10 protein-coding genes are annotated in these 16890 nt (G+C 63.1%); 1 reads left to right on the top strand and 9 read right to left on the bottom strand.

The window, feature by feature from the left end:
* Positions 1-2: 2 nt before the first annotated feature.
* The 6 genes from rplC to rpsL all read right to left on the bottom strand — a co-directional run bounded on the left by rplC (position 3) and on the right by rpsL (position 5879).
* Positions 3-686, bottom strand: coding sequence for a 50S ribosomal protein L3 (rplC, locus tag P0086_RS20590; protein ID WP_112599136.1), 684 nt, complete (start codon positions 684-686; stop codon positions 3-5).
* 171 nt (positions 687-857) lie between these two features.
* Positions 858-1166, bottom strand: coding sequence for a 30S ribosomal protein S10 (gene rpsJ / locus P0086_RS20585; RefSeq protein ID WP_003547547.1), 309 nt, complete (start codon positions 1164-1166; stop codon positions 858-860).
* A 453-nt stretch (positions 1167-1619) separates the two neighbouring features.
* Positions 1620-2795: an elongation factor Tu gene (gene tuf / locus P0086_RS20580; RefSeq protein WP_112600303.1), complete on the bottom strand. Its 1176-nt coding sequence runs from the start codon at positions 2793-2795 to the stop codon at positions 1620-1622.
* 68 nt (positions 2796-2863) lie between these two features.
* Positions 2864-4963, bottom strand: a complete 2100-nt coding sequence (fusA, locus tag P0086_RS20575; protein WP_112600457.1) for an elongation factor G — start codon at positions 4961-4963, stop codon at positions 2864-2866.
* A gap of 20 nt (positions 4964-4983) precedes the next feature.
* Positions 4984-5454 (bottom strand): 30S ribosomal protein S7, encoded by a 471-nt coding sequence (rpsG, locus tag P0086_RS20570; RefSeq protein ID WP_112600458.1) that lies wholly within the window; start codon positions 5452-5454, stop codon positions 4984-4986.
* 53 nt (positions 5455-5507) lie between these two features.
* Positions 5508-5879: a 30S ribosomal protein S12 gene (rpsL, locus tag P0086_RS20565; protein ID WP_003507760.1), complete on the bottom strand. Its 372-nt coding sequence runs from the start codon at positions 5877-5879 to the stop codon at positions 5508-5510.
* A gap of 579 nt (positions 5880-6458) precedes the next feature.
* Here rpsL and P0086_RS20560 point away from each other — a divergent pair.
* Positions 6459-6755 carry a transcriptional regulator gene (locus P0086_RS20560; RefSeq protein WP_112600313.1) on the top strand — a complete coding sequence of 99 codons (297 nt, stop codon included), beginning with the start codon at positions 6459-6461 and terminating at the stop codon, positions 6753-6755.
* Positions 6756-6830: 75 nt separating this feature from the next.
* Here P0086_RS20560 and P0086_RS20555 read toward each other — a convergent pair whose 3' ends face one another.
* From P0086_RS20555 to rpoB, 3 genes are all read right to left on the bottom strand, one after another.
* Complete coding sequence (locus P0086_RS20555) at positions 6831-7892, bottom strand: cytochrome-c peroxidase (RefSeq protein ID WP_275788972.1); 1062 nt, start codon at positions 7890-7892, stop codon at positions 6831-6833.
* Positions 7893-8143: 251 nt separating this feature from the next.
* On the bottom strand, positions 8144-12358 hold the full coding sequence (rpoC, locus tag P0086_RS20550) for a DNA-directed RNA polymerase subunit beta' (RefSeq protein WP_112616700.1): 4215 nt from the start codon (positions 12356-12358) through the stop codon (positions 8144-8146).
* 182 nt (positions 12359-12540) lie between these two features.
* A complete protein-coding gene (rpoB, locus tag P0086_RS20545) occupies positions 12541-16680 on the bottom strand; it encodes a DNA-directed RNA polymerase subunit beta (RefSeq protein ID WP_148151710.1) in 4140 nt (1379 codons plus the stop codon).
* Between the last annotated feature and the right edge of the window lie 210 nt (positions 16681-16890).

Genomic DNA, 16890 nt, shown 5'->3' with positions numbered 1-16890 from the left:
CCTTACTTAGCTGCGGCGCGGACAGCGGCCGGACGCGGAGCGTCAGCCGGGATGCCGGACTTGATGGCGTCGCGGACGACGATCCAGGAACCCTTGGAACCCGGGACGGCACCCTTGACGAGGATCAGACCACGGTCCTCGTCGGTCGAGACGACCTCGAGGTTCTGGGTGGTGACGCGCGTCTGGCCCATGTGACCAGCCATGCGCTTGCCCTTCCAGACGCGACCCGGATCCTGGTTGGAGCCGGTCGAACCATGCGAACGGTGCGAGACGGAGACGCCGTGGGTGGCGCGCAGACCGCCGAAGTTGTGGCGCTTGATCGCGCCGGCAAAGCCCTTACCGATCGTGGTGCCGGTGACGTCGACCAGCTGGCCGGCGATGAAGTGGCTTGCGGAAAGCTCCGCACCGACCTCGATGAGGTTGTCGGCGGAAACGCGGAACTCGACGAGCTTTGCCTTCGGCTCGACGCTGGCAGCAGCGAACTGGCCGCGGAGCGCCTTCGACGTGTTCTTAACCTTGGAGCGGCCGGCACCGAGCTGAACTGCGGTGTAGCCGTTCTTGTCTTCCGTGCGATGGGCGACGACCTGGCAGCCGTCCAATCGCAAAACTGTTACAGGGACATGCTCTCCTGCGTCGTTGTAGACGCGAGTCATTCCCACCTTCTGTGCAATCACACCTGAACGCATGGTTCATTCCTCTTAGAAGTCCTGTGGGGGCTGAGCCCCTACATGCCTCTTGTTTAAGGATTCCACGGAGGTCATCCGACCTTCGGGTTTCCCGTTCCTAGAAGCCGTTGGCGCTCGCGCGCCACGTACCTTCCTTGTTATTCGGCTTGCGCCGGACTTTCATAAGCCTGATTAGAGCTTGATCTCTACGTCGACGCCGGCGGCGAGGTCGAGCTTCATCAGGGCGTCGACCGTCTGAGGGGTCGGGTCGACGATGTCGAGAAGACGCTTGTGGGTGCGCATCTCGAACTGTTCGCGGCTCTTCTTGTCGATGTGAGGCGACCGGTTGACCGTGAATTTTTCGATGCGCGTCGGAAGCGGCACCGGGCCGCGGACGCTGGCACCGGTGCGCTTGGCCGTCGAGACGATTTCGCGCGTCGAGGCATCGAGGATCCGGTGATCAAACGCCTTGAGGCGAATGCGGATGTTCTGGCCGTTCATACGACTTGTCCTTGTTCTTGTTTGCCGCGGCTCCCTATAGGGAACACGCATTGAACTTCGATTAATGCCGGCCAGTCCGCTAACTTATCAAAGATCGGAGGGACAAGGTTTCCCCTGCCCCTTCCTATTTGAGCGGCCGTGGCCGGCCTTGTCTTCTGGCGATCGCACCATGACGAAGCAGGTGCAAATCACGCGTGCGCGCCATTTGCACTATTTTCATCTCGTCGGCAAGCGGTGCGACCGACTAAATCTATCGTGGCGGCCATGCCCGGGCCGCATAGCACTGCGGCCCGGGAATTCCGCCTGGTCTAGCGCCGGTCTTCCGGCGCCGGAGATGTCGAGATTACTCGACGATCGAGGCGACGATGCCGGCGCCGCGGGCAGATCGCGCTGGCGCGCCATCTGCCCCACTTTCAGGCCGTCGGCAGCTTTCGGCCTCGTCGTTCGTCGAGATTACTCGACGATCGAGGCGACGATACCGGCGCCGACGGTGCGGCCGCCTTCGCGGATCGCGAAGCGCAGCTTTTCTTCCATCGCGATCGGAACGATCAGCTCGACGTCAACCGTGACGTTGTCGCCCGGCATCACCATTTCCGTGCCTTCCGGCAGCGTGACGATGCCCGTCACGTCCGTGGTGCGGAAGTAGAACTGCGGACGGTAGTTGGTGAAGAACGGCGTGTGACGGCCGCCTTCTTCCTTCGTCAGGATGTAGGCTTCGGCCTTGAACTTCTTGTGCGGCTTGACCGAACCCGGCTTGCACAGGATCTGGCCACGCTCGACGCCGTTGCGGTCGACGCCGCGCAGCAGCGCGCCGATGTTGTCGCCGGCCTGGCCCTGGTCGAGCAGCTTGCGGAACATCTCGACGCCCGTGCAGGTCGTCTTCGTCGTCGGACGGATGCCGACGATCTCGATTTCCTCACCGACCTTGACGATACCGCGCTCGACGCGACCCGTGACCACGGTGCCGCGGCCCGAGATCGAGAACACGTCTTCGATCGGCATCAGGAACGGCTGGTCGATCGGACGCTCCGGCGTCGGGATGTAAGAGTCGACCGCAGCCATCAGCTCGCGGATCGCGTCTTCGCCGATCTTCTTGTCGCTGTCTTCGAGGGCGGCCAGAGCCGAGCCCTTGACGATCGGAATGTCGTCGCCCGGGAAGTCGTAGGACGACAGCAGTTCGCGCACTTCCAGTTCGACGAGCTCGAGCAGCTCGGCGTCGTCGACCTGGTCGACCTTGTTCAGGAACACGACGATCGCCGGAACGCCGACCTGGCGGGCCAGCAGGATGTGCTCGCGGGTCTGCGGCATCGGGCCGTCGGCAGCCGAGCAGACCAGGATCGCGCCGTCCATCTGGGCAGCGCCGGTGATCATGTTCTTGACGTAGTCGGCGTGGCCGGGGCAGTCGACGTGGGCGTAGTGACGGTTCGGCGTCTCGTATTCGACGTGCGCCGTCGAAATGGTGATGCCGCGCGCCTTCTCTTCCGGAGCGGCGTCGATCTGGTCATACGCCTTGAACTCGCCGAAGTACTTCGTGATCGCTGCCGTCAGCGACGTCTTGCCATGGTCAACGTGGCCGATCGTGCCGATGTTTACGTGAGGCTTGGTGCGCTCAAACTTACCTTTTGCCATTTCCGGCTCTCCATTTTCTGTCCCCTAGGCGGGGAATAGCTCAAATCGTTCGGGATCAGGTACTCCGGTCACTTCTGACCGGAATACTTTGCCTGGATTTCCTGCGCCACGTTCGACGGAACCGGAGCGTAGTGGTCGAACACCATCGAGTACTGCGCGCGGCCCTGCGACATGGAGCGCAGGTTGTCGACGTACTTGAACATGTTCGCCAGCGGCACGTTGGCCGAGATGACGACGGCAACGCCGCGCGATTCCTGGCCCTGGATCTGGCCACGGCGGGAGTTCAGGTCGCCGATCACGTCGCCGACGTAGTCTTCCGGCGTTACGACCTCGACCTTCATCATCGGCTCGAGAAGCTGGGCACCAGCCTTCTTGGCCGCTTCACGGAAGCAGGCACGCGATGCGATTTCGAAGGCGAGGACCGACGAGTCGACGTCGTGGAACGCACCGTCGATGAGCGTCGCCTTGACGCCCAGCATCGGGAAGCCGGCCAGCGGACCGGAGGACAGGACGCTCTCGATGCCCTTCTGGACGCCGGGGATGTATTCCTTCGGAACAGCACCACCAACGATCTTGGACTCGAACTTGAAGTCCTCGCCTTCCGGGTTCGGTTCGAAGACGATCTTGACGCGCGCGAACTGGCCGGTACCACCGGTCTGCTTCTTGTGCGTGTAGTCTTCTTCGCAAAGCTTGGTGATCGTCTCGCGGTAGGCCACCTGCGGAGCACCGACGTTGGCTTCGACCTTGAACTCGCGACGCATGCGGTCGACGATGATGTCGAGGTGAAGTTCGCCCATGCCGGCAATGATGGTCTGGCCAGATTCCTCGTCGGTCTTGACGCGGAAGGACGGGTCTTCGGCCGCCAGGCGGTTGAGCGCGAGGCCCATCTTTTCCTGGTCGCCCTTGGACTTCGGCTCGATCGCGATCTGGATGACCGGCTCGGGGAATTCCATGCGCTCGAGGATGACCGGCTTCAGCGGATCGCAGAGCGTGTCACCCGTGGTGGTTTCCTTCAGGCCGGCGAGAGCAACGATGTCGCCTGCATAGGCTTCTTCGATGTCTTCGCGCGAGTTCGAGTGCATCTGCAGCATGCGGCCGACGCGCTCGCGCTTGTCCTTGACCGTGTTCATGACCGACGTGCCCTTCTCGAGCTTGCCGGAGTAGATGCGGGCGAAGGTCAGCGAACCGACGAAGGGGTCGTTCATGATCTTGAAGGCCAGCATGGACAGCGGCTCGCTGTCGTCGGCATGACGCTCGATCTCAGCTTCCGTCTTGACGTCGATGCCCTTGATCGCCGGGATGTCGACGGGCGACGGCAGGTAGTCGACGACGGCGTCGAGCAGCGGCTGAACGCCCTTGTTCTTGAAGGCGGTACCGCAGAACATCGGGTGGAACTTCACGTCGATGGTGCCGCGGCGAACGAGTTCGCGGATCTTGTCGTTGTCCGGATAGTTGCCTTCGAGATAGGCTTCCATCGCGGCCTCGTCGATCTCGACGACCGTCTCGATCAGCTTTTCGCGGTATTCTTCCGCCTTGGCCTTCATGTCTTCCGGAATCTCGACGACGTCCCACTGGGCACCGAGCGATTCGTCACGCCAGACGAGGGCGTTCATCTCGATCAGGTCGACGACGCCCTTGAAGTCGCTTTCAGCGCCGATCGGCAGCTGCATGACGACGGCGGTGGCGCCGAGTCGGGTCTTGATCATCTCGACCGAGCGGTAGAAGTCCGCACCGGTCTTGTCCATCTTGTTGCAGAAGATCATGCGCGGAACATGATACTTCTCGGCCTGGCGCCAGACGGTTTCCGTCTGCGGCTCGACGCCGGCGTTGGCGTCGAGCAGCGCGATCGCGCCGTCGAGAACGCGCAGCGAACGCTCGACTTCGATGGTGAAGTCGACGTGGCCGGGGGTGTCGATGATGTTGAAGCGGCGCATCTTGCCGTCACGACCCTTCCAGAAGGTCGTGGTGGCGGCAGACGTGATCGTGATGCCGCGCTCCTGCTCCTGCTCCATCCAGTCCATCGTGGCGGCGCCGTCGTGGACTTCGCCGATCTTGTGGGACTTGCCGGTGTAGTAGAGGATACGCTCGGTCGTCGTCGTCTTGCCGGCGTCGATGTGCGCCATGATACCGAAGTTACGGTAGTCTTCGATCTTGTATTCGCGTGCCATAATGGACTGCCTTTTCGAGATTACCAGCGGTAGTGCGAGAATGCACGGTTGGCGTCCGCCATCTTGTGCGTGTCTTCGCGCTTCTTGACTGCGCTGCCGCGGTTGTTTGCCGCATCCATGAGTTCGCCCGAGAGGCGCTCGATCATGGTGGTTTCGTTCCGCTTGCGTGCCGCTGCGATGACCCAACGGATTGCGAGAGCCTGACGGCGCTCCGGACGAACATCGACCGGGACCTGGTAGGTAGCACCACCGACGCGGCGCGAACGAACTTCGACGTGCGGCGCGACGTTGTCGAGCGCCTGGTGGAACACGCCAAGCGGGTCCTGCTTGGACTTGCCCTGAACGCTGTCGAATGCGCCGTAAACGATCGTTTCGGCGACGGACTTCTTGCCGTCGAGCATGATGGCGTTCATGAACTTCGTTACAACGAGATCGCCGAACTTCGGATCCGGGTTGATCTCGCGCTTGTCTGCTTTATGACGTCGGGACATACTTTTCGTCTCTCAACTAAATTGGGTTCCAGCGAAATGGCGCCGGTGACTGGTTACTTCGGACGCTTCGCGCCGTACTTGGAGCGGCGCTGCTTGCGGTTCTTGACACCCTGGGTATCGAGAACGCCGCGGATGATGTGATAGCGCACACCCGGAAGGTCCTTCACGCGGCCGCCGCGGATCATGACCACGGAGTGCTCCTGAAGGTTGTGACCTTCGCCCGGGATATAACCAATGACTTCGAAGCCGTTGGTCAGGCGGATCTTGGCGACCTTACGCAGAGCCGAGTTCGGCTTCTTCGGCGTCGTCGTGTAGACGCGGGTGCATACGCCGCGCTTCTGCGGGTTCTCCTGGAGAGCGGGAACCTTATTGCGCTTTACCTGTGCCTGACGCGGCTTACGGATCAGCTGGTTTACGGTAGGCATTCAACCATCCCTTGATCTTGTCTCGTTTACCCTTGCGGGCGGATCTTGCCGTTACCGGCGGCTGCCACACGCTTCTTTTCATGCGCAAAACAGGACCGATCCGCTTCTTGCGAATGGCCCTCGAAGGCAGAGGACGCGACAGAACCGCGTCATGCGTGCAGCATTCATGTCTTCAACGTGCGTTGGAGCCCTGTTTGAGGCGAACTTCAGAACGAGTCGTACTGAACCAGCCAGCCTCACATAGGCTCCGATGGGCGTGGCTCTACTGGCTTACGCCCTGTACGTCAAGGGGACCGGCGAAATATTCTTGCTCCGCCCTCTATGCGCGCCCTGAGTTTCGAGGCGTTCGCCCGCTTGCGGCGCGGCAACCGAAGCCTCGGCAGCCGGCGTCGGGCGATGCACTTGCCCGACGAATCTTAAGGAATCGCAAACGAAGAATCAATGCCGTTGCAGGCAGCCTACCGCCCCCGGTCGACGCACGTGACGCCCCCTGCCCGTCCCCGGCGCCGGCCCCGCGCGCTTTCCATTTCGGCATGATCGGCGTAAGGACTTTATCATCCCGAACCTGAAGGAAGCGCCATGCCTATCTCCCCCGACAACGACAACAACAACGAAGACGCCATGGTCTTCATCATCATCGGCAAGGCCTATGAGCGCGACGGCGACGACGAGGGCATCGACATCCATGTCATGCTGCGCGCGCCCGACGACGACAGTGCCGTGCGCGAGGCGTTGAACGCGCTTGCGGAGGAAGGCTTCCTGGAGGCCGACCTCGACCAGATCGGCACGCTGACCGATGCTCCGATCGACGAACCGCACGCCTCGGCCTACCAGGGCGCGCTCGAGGGCGAAGTCGCCATCATCCGGTTTGCCTGACCGGGAGCCACGCTTCGAAATGCGACAAAGCCGCCCGAGGATCGGGCGGCCTCATCTCGGCGGCGGCGGGCCGCATCAGTTGCGGATTTCGGCGGTCGGTTGCGGGGTCGACCGTGTCTCCGCCGGCAGGATGGGATAGACGACGTCCGGCACGGTTCCCGTCAGCGCGTGCAGGAAGGCGACGATCAGGTCGGCGTCCTCGCTCGTCAGTTCCTCGCCCAACTGCGTTTCCCCCATCAGGGTCACGGCTTCCTTCAGATCCCAGACCTTGCCGGAATGGAAGTAGGGTGCGGTCTGCGCGACGTTGCGAAGCGGTGCGGCGCGGAAGACGTAGGTGTCGTCCACCGTGTTGGTCACGGCAAAGCGGCCCCTGTCGCCTTCCGGCAGCACGTCGGCGCCCGGCCGTTCCACCAGCCCGAAAGGGTAGTACCCCTCCCCGCCGACGTTGATGCCGGTATGGCAGGAGGCGCATCCCTTGTCGATGAAGAGCGCCAGGCCCTTCCTCGCCTCATTACTCATGGCCTGGTCGTCGCCGTTCAGATAGGCGTCGAAGGGGGCCGGCGTGACCAGCGTCGCCTCGAAGGCCTCGATCGCCTTGGCGAAGTTGTCGAAGGTGACGGGATCGGCCTCGCCGGGGAAGGCCGCCTTGAACCAGGCGACATAGTCCGGCATCGAGTTCAGCGTCGCGATCACCTGCAGCGGCGTGTTCGCCATCTCGACGCCGGCCTGCACCGGCCCCTTGGCCTGCGCCTTCAGGTCCTCGGCGCGACCGTCCCAGAACTGGGCGACGTTGAAGACGGAGTTCAGCACCGTCGGCGCGTTGCGCGGCCCCTTCTGCCAGCCATGGCCGATCGAGGTCTCGAGGTTGTCGTCGCCGCCGGTGCCGAGATTGTGGCAGGAATTGCAGGAAAAGACGCCCGACGCCGACATGCGCGGATCGAAGAACAGCGCCTTGCCGAGGGCGATCTTCTCCGGCGTGATGCGGTTGTCCCGCACCGCCGGGACAGTCGAGGGCAACGGCCGGAAGATCTCCAGCGCCGTCTGCCGCAGGTCGGCAGGCACCGGGTCGGATGCGACGGCGCTCCCCGCCGACAGGACGCACAGGGCAACAGAACAACTCAACAATAGCTTTCTCATAAACTGCCTCCTTTCGCCGGGACGCGCCGGTGGGAGGTCGACGCGCGCAGGCTTGAAATTTCGAGGTGAGGTCCGCCGATTGCGGCACCACCTCGCGTTGCAGGGCAATTTAGAACTGTTCGAAGATCAATTCCCTTGCGCGCGATCAAGGCGGAGTCTGGCAAAATGCAAAAGGCGCCCGGATTGCTCCGGGCGCCTTGCGTTGGTCAATTGCGCCGGGTGCGGCAGTTCGCCCCGGCTCGGCCGCCGGCTTATTCGCCAGCCGGCACGTTCTCGCTATCGGCAAGGTCGGCCAGCATCGGCGTGGCAACGCCGGCGCCCGTCGACTTGCGGCGCTCGTCGAGGATCATCTCGTCGCGCGCGGTGGCGATGCGGCGGATCTGCGTCATGGTTCCGCCCGTACCGGCCGGGATGAGACGGCCGACGATGACGTTTTCCTTCAGACCCTGCAGGCCGTCGGTCTTGCCGGCGATCGCAGCTTCCGTCAGCACCTTCGTCGTCTCCTGGAAGGAGGCGGCGGAGATGAAGGACGGCGTCTGCAGCGACGCCTTGGTGATGCCGAGCAGGACCGGCTCGCCGTAGGCCGGCTTCTTGCCTTCCTCGATCAGGCGGTCGTTGACGTCCTCCAGCTCGATCCGGTCGACATTGTCCCCGACGATGTAGGTGGAGTCGCCCGCCTCGGTGATCTCGACCTTCTGCAGCATCTGGCGAACGATCACCTCGATGTGCTTATCGTTGATGACAACGCCCTGCAGACGGTAGACTTCCTGGATTTCGTTCACGAGGTAGGAAGCGAGTGCTTCCACGCCCTTGATCGCCAGGATGTCGTGCGGCGCCGGGTTGCCGTCGAGGATGTAGTCGCCCTTCTCGATGTAGTCGCCGTCCTGAAGATGGAAGGGCTTGCCCTTCGGGATCAGGTACTCGACCGGCTCGACACCGTCTTCGGCCGGCTCGATCGTGATGCGGCGCTTGTTCTTGTAGTCGCGGCCGAAGCGGACCGTACCATCGATCTCTGCGATGATGGCGTGATCCTTCGGGCGGCGAGCCTCGAACAGTTCGGCAACACGCGGCAGACCACCGGTGATGTCCTTGGTCTTGGCGCTTTCGAGCGGCGAACGGGCGAGCACGTCACCCTGGCTGACCTTCTGGCCCGGTTCGACCGACAGGATCGCATCGACCGAGAGCAGGAAGCGGGCTTCACCACCGCGGGAGAGCTTTGCGACGGCGCCGCTCTTGTCCTTGATGACGATCGCCGGCTTCAGGTCGGAGCCGCGCGGCGTCGAACGCCAGTCGATGATCTGGCGCTTGGTGATGCCGGTGACTTCGTCGGTCTCTTCCTTCACCGAGATGCCGTTGATGATGTCCTCGAATTCGACGACACCGTCGACTTCCGTCATCATCGGACGGGTGTAGGGATCCCACTCCGCCAGACGCTGGCCGCGCTTCACCTTGTCGCCGTCGTCGACGAAGATCTTCGAGCCGTAGGCAACGCGCTGCGAGGACCGCTCGACGCCGCGCTCGTCCAGGATCTGGACCGCCATGTTGCGGCCCATGGCAATGAGGTTGCCTTCGGAGTTGCGCAGCATGTTGCGGTTCTTGATCTGGATCGTGCCTTCGTAGGACGCTTCCAGGAACGACTGGTCGACCACGTTCGCCGTGCCACCGAGGTGGAACGTGCGCATGGTGAGCTGAGTGCCCGGCTCGCCGATCGACTGCGCGGCGATGACGCCGACAGCCTCGCCGATGTTGACGGGCGTACCACGGGCAAGGTCGCGGCCGTAGCAGACGCCGCAGACGCCGGTCTGGATCTCGCAGGTCAGCGCCGAGCGGATGCGGACGGACTGGATGCCCGCCTTCTCGATGTCGGCGACATGCGCCTCCTCGATCATCTTGCCGGCGTTGATGATCAGCTCGCCCGTAACCGGGTGGAGGATGTCATCGAGCGCCGTGCGGCCGAGAATGCGCTGGCCGAGCGAGGCGACGACCTGGCCGGCATCGACGATCGCCGTCATGGTCAGGCCCTTGTCGGTGCCGCAATCGACGTGCGTGACGATGCAGTCCTGCGCCACGTCGACGAGACGACGGGTCAGGTAGCCCGAGTTCGCGGTCTTCAGGGCGGTGTCTGCCAGACCCTTACGGGCACCGTGCGTCGAGTTGAAGTACTCGTTCACGGTCAGGCCTTCCTTGAAGTTCGAGATGATCGGCGTCTCGATGATCTCGCCCGACGGCTTGGCCATGAGGCCGCGCATGCCGCCCAGCTGGCGCATCTGGTTCGGAGAACCGCGGGCGCCGGAGTGCGACATCATGTAGATCGAGTTCATCGGCTTCTGGCGACCGGTCGCCGGGTCGAACTCGACGGCCTTGATGCGGGCCATCATTTCTTCCGCGACCTTCTCGGTGGCCTTGCCCCAGGCGTCGACGACCTTGTTGTACTTCTCGCCCTGGGTGATCAGGCCGTCGTTGTACTGCTGCTCGTATTCCTTCACCAGCGCTTCGGTGTCGCCGACGATCTTCGCCTTGGTGTCCGGGATCACCATGTCGTCCTTGCCGAACGAGATGCCGGCACGGCAGGCATGGGCGAAGCCGAGCTGCATGATACGGTCGCAGAAGATGACCGTGTCCTTCTGGCCGCAATGACGGTAGACCGTGTCGATCATCTTGGAGATGTTCTTCTTGGTCATTTCCTGGTTGCAGATGTCGAAGGGCACGTTGGCGTTCTTCGGCAGCAGTTCGCCGATCAGGAGGCGACCGGGGGTCGTCTCGTAGATCTTCGAGACCGGCTTGCCTTCGGCGTCGACCGTCTTGAAGCGGCCCTTGATCTTGGCGTGCAGGGTGACGGCCTTGGTCTCAAGCGCGTGCTGCAGCTCGCCGAGATCGGAGAAGGCCATGCCTTCGCCCGGCTCGTTCTGGTTCATGATCGACAGGTAGTAGAGGCCGAGAACCATGTCCTGCGAGGGAACGATGATCGGTGCGCCGTTGGCCGGATGCAGGATGTTGTTGGTCGACATCATCAGCACGCGGGCTTCGAGCTGGGCTTCGAGCGACAGCGGCACGTGAACGGCCATCTGGTCGCCGTCGAAGTCGGCGTTGAAGGCCGTGCAGACGAGCGGGTGCAGCTGGATCGCCTTGCCTTCGACCAGGATCGGCTCGAAGGCCTGGATGCCCAGGCGGTGCAGCGTCGGTGCGCGGTTCAGGAGAACCGGATGCTCGCGGATGACCTCGTCGAGGATATCCCAGACTTCCGGCTTTTCCTTCTCGACCAGCTTCTTGGCCTGCTTGACGGTGGACGAGAAGCCCTTGGCGTCGAGACGGGCGTAGATGAACGGCTTGAACAGCTCGAGCGCCATCTTTTTCGGCAGGCCGCACTGGTGCAGCTTCAGTTCCGGACCGGTCACGATGACCGAACGGCCGGAATAGTCGACGCGCTTGCCGAGCAGGTTCTGGCGGAAGCGGCCCTGCTTGCCCTTCAGCATATCGGACAGCGACTTCAGCGGACGCTTGTTGGCGCCGGTGATGACGCGGCCGCGACGGCCGTTGTCGAACAGCGCATCGACAGATTCCTGCAGCATGCGCTTTTCGTTGCGGATGATGATGCCCGGAGCGCGCAGTTCGATCAGGCGCTTCAGACGGTTGTTACGGTTGATGACGCGGCGGTAGAGATCGTTCAGGTCCGACGTCGCGAAACGGCCGCCGTCGAGCGGGACGAGCGGACGCAGGTCCGGCGGGATCACCGGAACGACCTTCATGATCATCCATTCCGGGCGGTTGCCGGATTCCATGAAGTTCTCGACGATCTTCAGGCGCTTCATCAGCTTCTTCTGCTTGAGATCCGACGTGGTGTCGGCAAGCTCGGAACGCAGGTCGCCCGCGATCTTCTCGAGGTTCATCGAGGCCAGCATCTCGTAGATGGCCTCGGCGCCGATCATGGCGGTGAACTGGTCTTCGCCATATTCATCGACCGCGATCATGTACTCCTCTTCGGAGAGGAGCTGGTTCTCCTTCAGCGCGGTCAGGCCCGGCTCGGTGACGATGTAGTTCTCGAAATAGAGAACGCGCTCGACATCCTTGAGCGTCATGTCGAGCAGGGTCGAGATGCGCGAGGGCAGCGACTTCAGGAACCAGATGTGGGCAACGGGGGCTGCGAGCTCGATATGGCCCATGCGCTCGCGGCGAACACGCGACAGCGTGACTTCGACGCCGCACTTTTCGCAGATGATGCCCTTGTACTTCATGCGCTTGTACTTGCCGCACAGGCACTCGTAGTCCTTGATCGGCCCGAAGATGCGCGCGCAGAAGAGACCGTCGCGTTCCGGCTTGAACGTACGGTAGTTGATCGTCTCCGGCTTCTTGATCTCGCCATAAGACCAGGAAAGAATCTTCTCCGGCGACGCAATCGAGATCCGGATGGAATCGAAGGTCTGTGCAGGCACCTGCGGATTGAAAAGATTCATGACCTCTTGGTTCATGCCTGTCTCCTTTGTGGGCCTAAGCCCTCAGCTTAGCGGGTCAATGCGGCGATACCCGGGTGCCGCAACTGCCGCTTGAAACGGAAAATGCCGCCCCGCAACCGGGCGACGAAGCACCTCCCCGCCCATCCTGAAGCGGAGAGGAAACGGTGCGCGCCGCATGAGCGCGCACCTTTGAGACCTTACTCGGCGGCGTCGGGAAGCTGCGCTTCGATGGTCGCGTCGACCTTCGAATTCTCCAGCTCGACCGACAGGCCCAGCGAGCGCATTTCCTTGACGAGAACGTTGAAGCTCTCCGGAATGCCCGCTTCGAAGGTGTCGTCGCCACGGACGATCGCCTCGTAGACCTTGGTGCGGCCGGCCACGTCGTCCGACTTCACCGTCAGCATCTCCTGCAGGGTGTAGGCGGCGCCGTAGGCTTCCAGAGCCCAGACCTCCATTTCCCCGAAGCGCTGACCGCCGAACTGCGCCTTGCCGCCCAGCGGCTGCTGGGTGACGAGCGAGTACGGGCCGATCGAACGGGCGTGGATCTTGTCGTCCACGAGGTGGTTCAGCTTCAGCATGTAGATGTAGCCGACGGTCACCTGACGGTCGAACTGGTCGCCGGTACGGCCGTCGAAGAGCGTCGACTGGCCGGTGACCTTGAGGCCGGCCTGTTCGAGCATCTCGTTGACGTCCTTCTCGACGGCGCCGTCGAAGACAGGGGTCGCGATCGAAACGCCGCGGCGGGTCTGCTCGGCGAGGCGCACGATGGACTCGTCGTCGTACTGCTTGATCGGTTCGCCCTTCGGGCCGGAACCGATGACGCCGTCGATCGTGTCGCGCAGCGGCTTGATGTCGCCGCCCGCCTTGTAGGCGTCCAGCATCTCGCCGATCTGCCTGCCCATGCCGGCGCAGGCCCAGCCCAGGTGCGTCTCCAGGATCTGGCCGACGTTCATGCGCGAGGGCACGCCCAGCGGGTTCAGCACGATGTCGACATGCGTGCCGTCCTCGAGGAACGGCATGTCCTCGACCGGAACGATGCGCGAGACGACGCCCTTGTTGCCGTGACGGCCGGCCATCTTGTCGCCCGGCTGGATCTTGCGCTTCACGGCGACGAAGACCTTGACCATCTTCATGACGCCCGGAGGCATCTCGTCGCCGCGCTGGACCTTCTCGACCTTGTCCATGAAGCGCTGTTCGAGGCGCGACTTGGATTCGTCGTACTGGCCGCGAAGCGCCTCGATCTCGCCCTGCGCCTTCTCGTCCTCGACGGCGAACATCCACCACTGCGAGCGGGGATATTCCGAGACGACGGCGTTGGAGAGCTCGGTGCCCTTCTTGAAGCCCTTCGGGCCGGCCACGGCCACATGGCCGCGGAGCATGTCGATCAGGCGGCCGTAGACGTTACGGTCGAGGATCGCCTGCTCGTCGTCGCGGTCCTTGGCCAGGCGCTCGATCTCCTCGCGCTCGATCGCCATCGCGCGCTCGTCCTTCTCCACGCCGTGGCGGTTGAAGACGCGAACTTCGACGACGGTGCCGAAGGTGCCCGGTGGCATGCGCATGGAGGTGTCGCGCACGTCGGAGGCCTTCTCGCCGAAGATGGCGCGCAGGAGCTTTTCCTCCGGCGTCATCGGGCTTTCGCCCTTCGGCGTGATCTTGCCGACGAGGATGTCGCCCGGCTGAACCTCGGCGCCGATATAGACGATGCCGGCTTCGTCCAGGTTCTTCAGCGCCTCTTCCGAAACGTTCGGAATGTCGCGCGTGATTTCCTCCGGACCGAGCTTGGTGTCACGCGCCATCACTTCGAATTCCTCGATGTGGATGGAGGTGAACACGTCGTCGCGCACGATCCGCTCGGAGAGCAGGATCGAGTCCTCGTAGTTGTAGCCGTTCCAGGGCATGAACGCGACGAGCGCGTTGCGGCCGAGCGCCAGGTCGCCGAGGTCCGTGGACGGGCCGTCGGCGATGATGTCGCCCTTGTTCAGAACATCGCCGACGGTGACCAGCGGACGCTGGTTGACGCAGGTGTTCTGGTTGGAGCGCTGGAACTTCTGCAGCCGGTAGATGTCGACGCCGGACTTGCCCGGATCAAGGTCTTCGGTGGCGCGGATAACGATACGGGTCGCGTCGACCTGGTCGACGACGCCGCCGCGGCGGGCCGCGATCGCAGCACCGGAGTCACGCGCGACCACCGGCTCCATGCCGGTGCCGACGAACGGCGCCTCCGCCCGCAGGAGCGGAACGGCCTGACGCTGCATGTTCGAGCCCATCAGCGCGCGGTTGGCGTCGTCGTTCTCGAGGAACGGGATGAGCGCGGCCGCGACGGAGACGAGCTGCTTGGGCGAAACGTCCATCAGGTCGATCTGGTCGCGCGGGGCGAGCATGACTTCGCCGGAGTGACGGCAGACGACGAACTCTTCCTCGAACTCGCCCTCGGCGTTCAGCACCGAGTTGGCCTGGGCCACGTGGTACTTCGCCTCTTCCATCGCCGACAGGTAGACGACGTCGGTCGTCACCTTGCCGTCCACGATCTTGCGGTACGGGCTTTCGATGAAGCCGTACTTGTTGACGCGGGCGAAGGTGGCGAGCGAGTTGATCAGACCGATGTTCGGGCCTTCCGGCGTCTCGATCGGGCAGATGCGGCCGTAGTGGGTCGGATGAACGTCGCGGACTTCGAAGCCGGCGCGCTCGCGGGTCAGACCACCCGGTCCAAGAGCCGAAAGACGACGCTTGTGCGTGATTTCCGAAAGCGGGTTCACCTGGTCCATGAACTGCGACAGCTGCGAGGAGCCGAAGAATTCGCGAACGGCGGCGGCAGCCGGCTTGGCGTTGATCAGGTCCTGCGGCATGACGGTGTCGATTTCGATCGACGACATGCGCTCCTTGATCGCGCGCTCCATGCGCAGCAGGCCGAGGCGATACTGGTTTTCCATCAGCTCGCCGACCGAACGGACACGACGGTTGCCGAGGTTGTCGATGTCGTCGATCTCGCCCTTTCCGTCACGCAGCTCGACCAGCATCTTGACGACGGCCAGGATGTCGTCCTTGCGCAGCACGCGCACGGTGTCCGGGCAGTCGAGGTCGAGACGCATGTTCATCTTGACGCGGCCGACGGCGGAGAGGTCGTAGCGCTCGGCGTCGAAGAACAGCGAGACGAACATGGCCTCGGCCGATTCCATCGTCGGCGGCTCGCCGGGGCGCATGACGCGGTAGATGTCGAACAGCGCGTCCTGGCGGTTCTCGTTCTTGTCCGCTGCCAGCGTGTTGCGGATGTAGGCGCCGACATTGATGTGGTCGATGTCGAGGACCGGGATCTCGTCGAAACCTGCGGACAGGATCAGCGGCAGGGTCTTCTCGTCGATCTCGTCACCGGCTTCGAGGTAGATCTCGCCGGTCGAGAAGTTCACGATGTCCTCGGCCAGGTAGTTGCCGTAGAGATCGTCGTCGGTCGCCTTCAGCGCCTTCAGGCCCTTCTCGGTCAACTGCTTGAGGACGCGCGGGGTCAGCTTCTTGCCGGCCTCGACCACGACCTCGCCGCTGTCGGCGTCGATCATGTCGGAGACGGCCTTCTGGCCCTTCAACGCCTCGGGGTGGAAGGGCACGCGCCAACCTTCGCCGTCGCGCTGGTAGAGCGACTTCGTGTAGAAGGTCTCGAGGATCTCCTCGCCGTCCATGCCGAGCGCCATCAGGAGCGACGTCACCGGGATCTTGCGGCGGCGGTCGATGCGGGCATGCACGATGTCCTTGGCGTCGAACTCGATGTCGAGCCAGGAGCCGCGGTAGGGAATGACGCGGGCGGCGAAGAGCAGCTTGCCGGAAGAGTGGCTCTTGCCCTTGTCGTGATCGAAGAAGACGCCCGGCGAACGGTGCATCTGCGAGACGATGACGCGCTCGGTGCCGTTGACGATGAAGGTGCCGTTGTCGGTCATGAGCGGCATGTCGCCCATGTAGACGTTCTGCTCCTTGATGTCCTTGATCGACTTCGCGCCGGTATCCTCGTCGATATCGAACACGATCAGGCGCAGCGTCACCTTGAGCGGCGCGGCATAGGTCAGGTCGCGCTGGCGGCACTCCTCGACGTCGAACTTCGGCTGCTCGAACTCATAGGAGACGAATTCCAGCATGGAGGCGCCGGAGAAATCGGTGATCGGGAAAACCGACTTGAATACGGCCTGAAGCCCCTCGTCCGGGCGGCCGCCCTGGGGCTCGTCGACCATCAGAAACTGGTCATAGGACGCCTTCTGAACCTCGATGAGGTTGGGCATCTCTGCGACTTCGGGAATTTTTCCAAAAAACTTGCGTACGCGCCTGCGACCGTTAAACGAAAGGGTCTGAGCCATCGTCGCTCCTTCAAATTTGTGCATCCGGGCCTGCAACGGACGGGGTTCGCTGGCCAGTCGATCCCGTCGAACATGGGTAGTCTCAATCTCGTCCCGTCACCAAAGCCGCCGGCCGGATTGCCTGAAAGCGGTTCGGTTCGGGACCATCCTCTTGAGAACCCATTACCCAAGAGCCGTTTTTGCGGCTCTTGGGTAATCAGTTCCGGAGGA

The sequence above is a fragment of the Mycoplana sp. MJR14 genome, assembly GCF_029210525.1.
Taxonomy (GTDB): Bacteria; Pseudomonadota; Alphaproteobacteria; order Rhizobiales; family Rhizobiaceae; genus Mycoplana.
Note: the sequence above shows the minus strand (reverse complement) of the source record. Positions and strands in the feature narration are given on the sequence as shown.

Excerpts from the sequence above, each read along its gene's own strand:
- rpoC (WP_112616700.1), bottom strand. The coding sequence starts at position 12,358 with ATGAACCAAGAGGTCATGAATCTTTTCAATCCGCAGGTGCCTGCACAG.
- tuf (WP_112600303.1), bottom strand. The coding sequence starts at position 2,795 with ATGGCAAAAGGTAAGTTTGAGCGCACCAAGCCTCACGTAAACATCGGC.
- rplC (WP_112599136.1), bottom strand. The coding sequence starts at position 686 with ATGCGTTCAGGTGTGATTGCACAGAAGGTGGGAATGACTCGCGTCTAC.
- fusA (WP_112600457.1), bottom strand. The coding sequence starts at position 4,963 with ATGGCACGCGAATACAAGATCGAAGACTACCGTAACTTCGGTATCATG.
- rpsG (WP_112600458.1), bottom strand. The coding sequence starts at position 5,454 with ATGTCCCGACGTCATAAAGCAGACAAGCGCGAGATCAACCCGGATCCG.
- P0086_RS20555 (WP_275788972.1), bottom strand. The coding sequence starts at position 7,892 with ATGAGAAAGCTATTGTTGAGTTGTTCTGTTGCCCTGTGCGTCCTGTCG.
- P0086_RS20560 (WP_112600313.1), top strand. The coding sequence starts at position 6,459 with ATGCCTATCTCCCCCGACAACGACAACAACAACGAAGACGCCATGGTC.
- rpsJ (WP_003547547.1), bottom strand. The coding sequence starts at position 1,166 with ATGAACGGCCAGAACATCCGCATTCGCCTCAAGGCGTTTGATCACCGG.
- rpsL (WP_003507760.1), bottom strand. The coding sequence starts at position 5,879 with ATGCCTACCGTAAACCAGCTGATCCGTAAGCCGCGTCAGGCACAGGTA.
- rpoB (WP_148151710.1), bottom strand. The coding sequence starts at position 16,680 with ATGGCTCAGACCCTTTCGTTTAACGGTCGCAGGCGCGTACGCAAGTTT.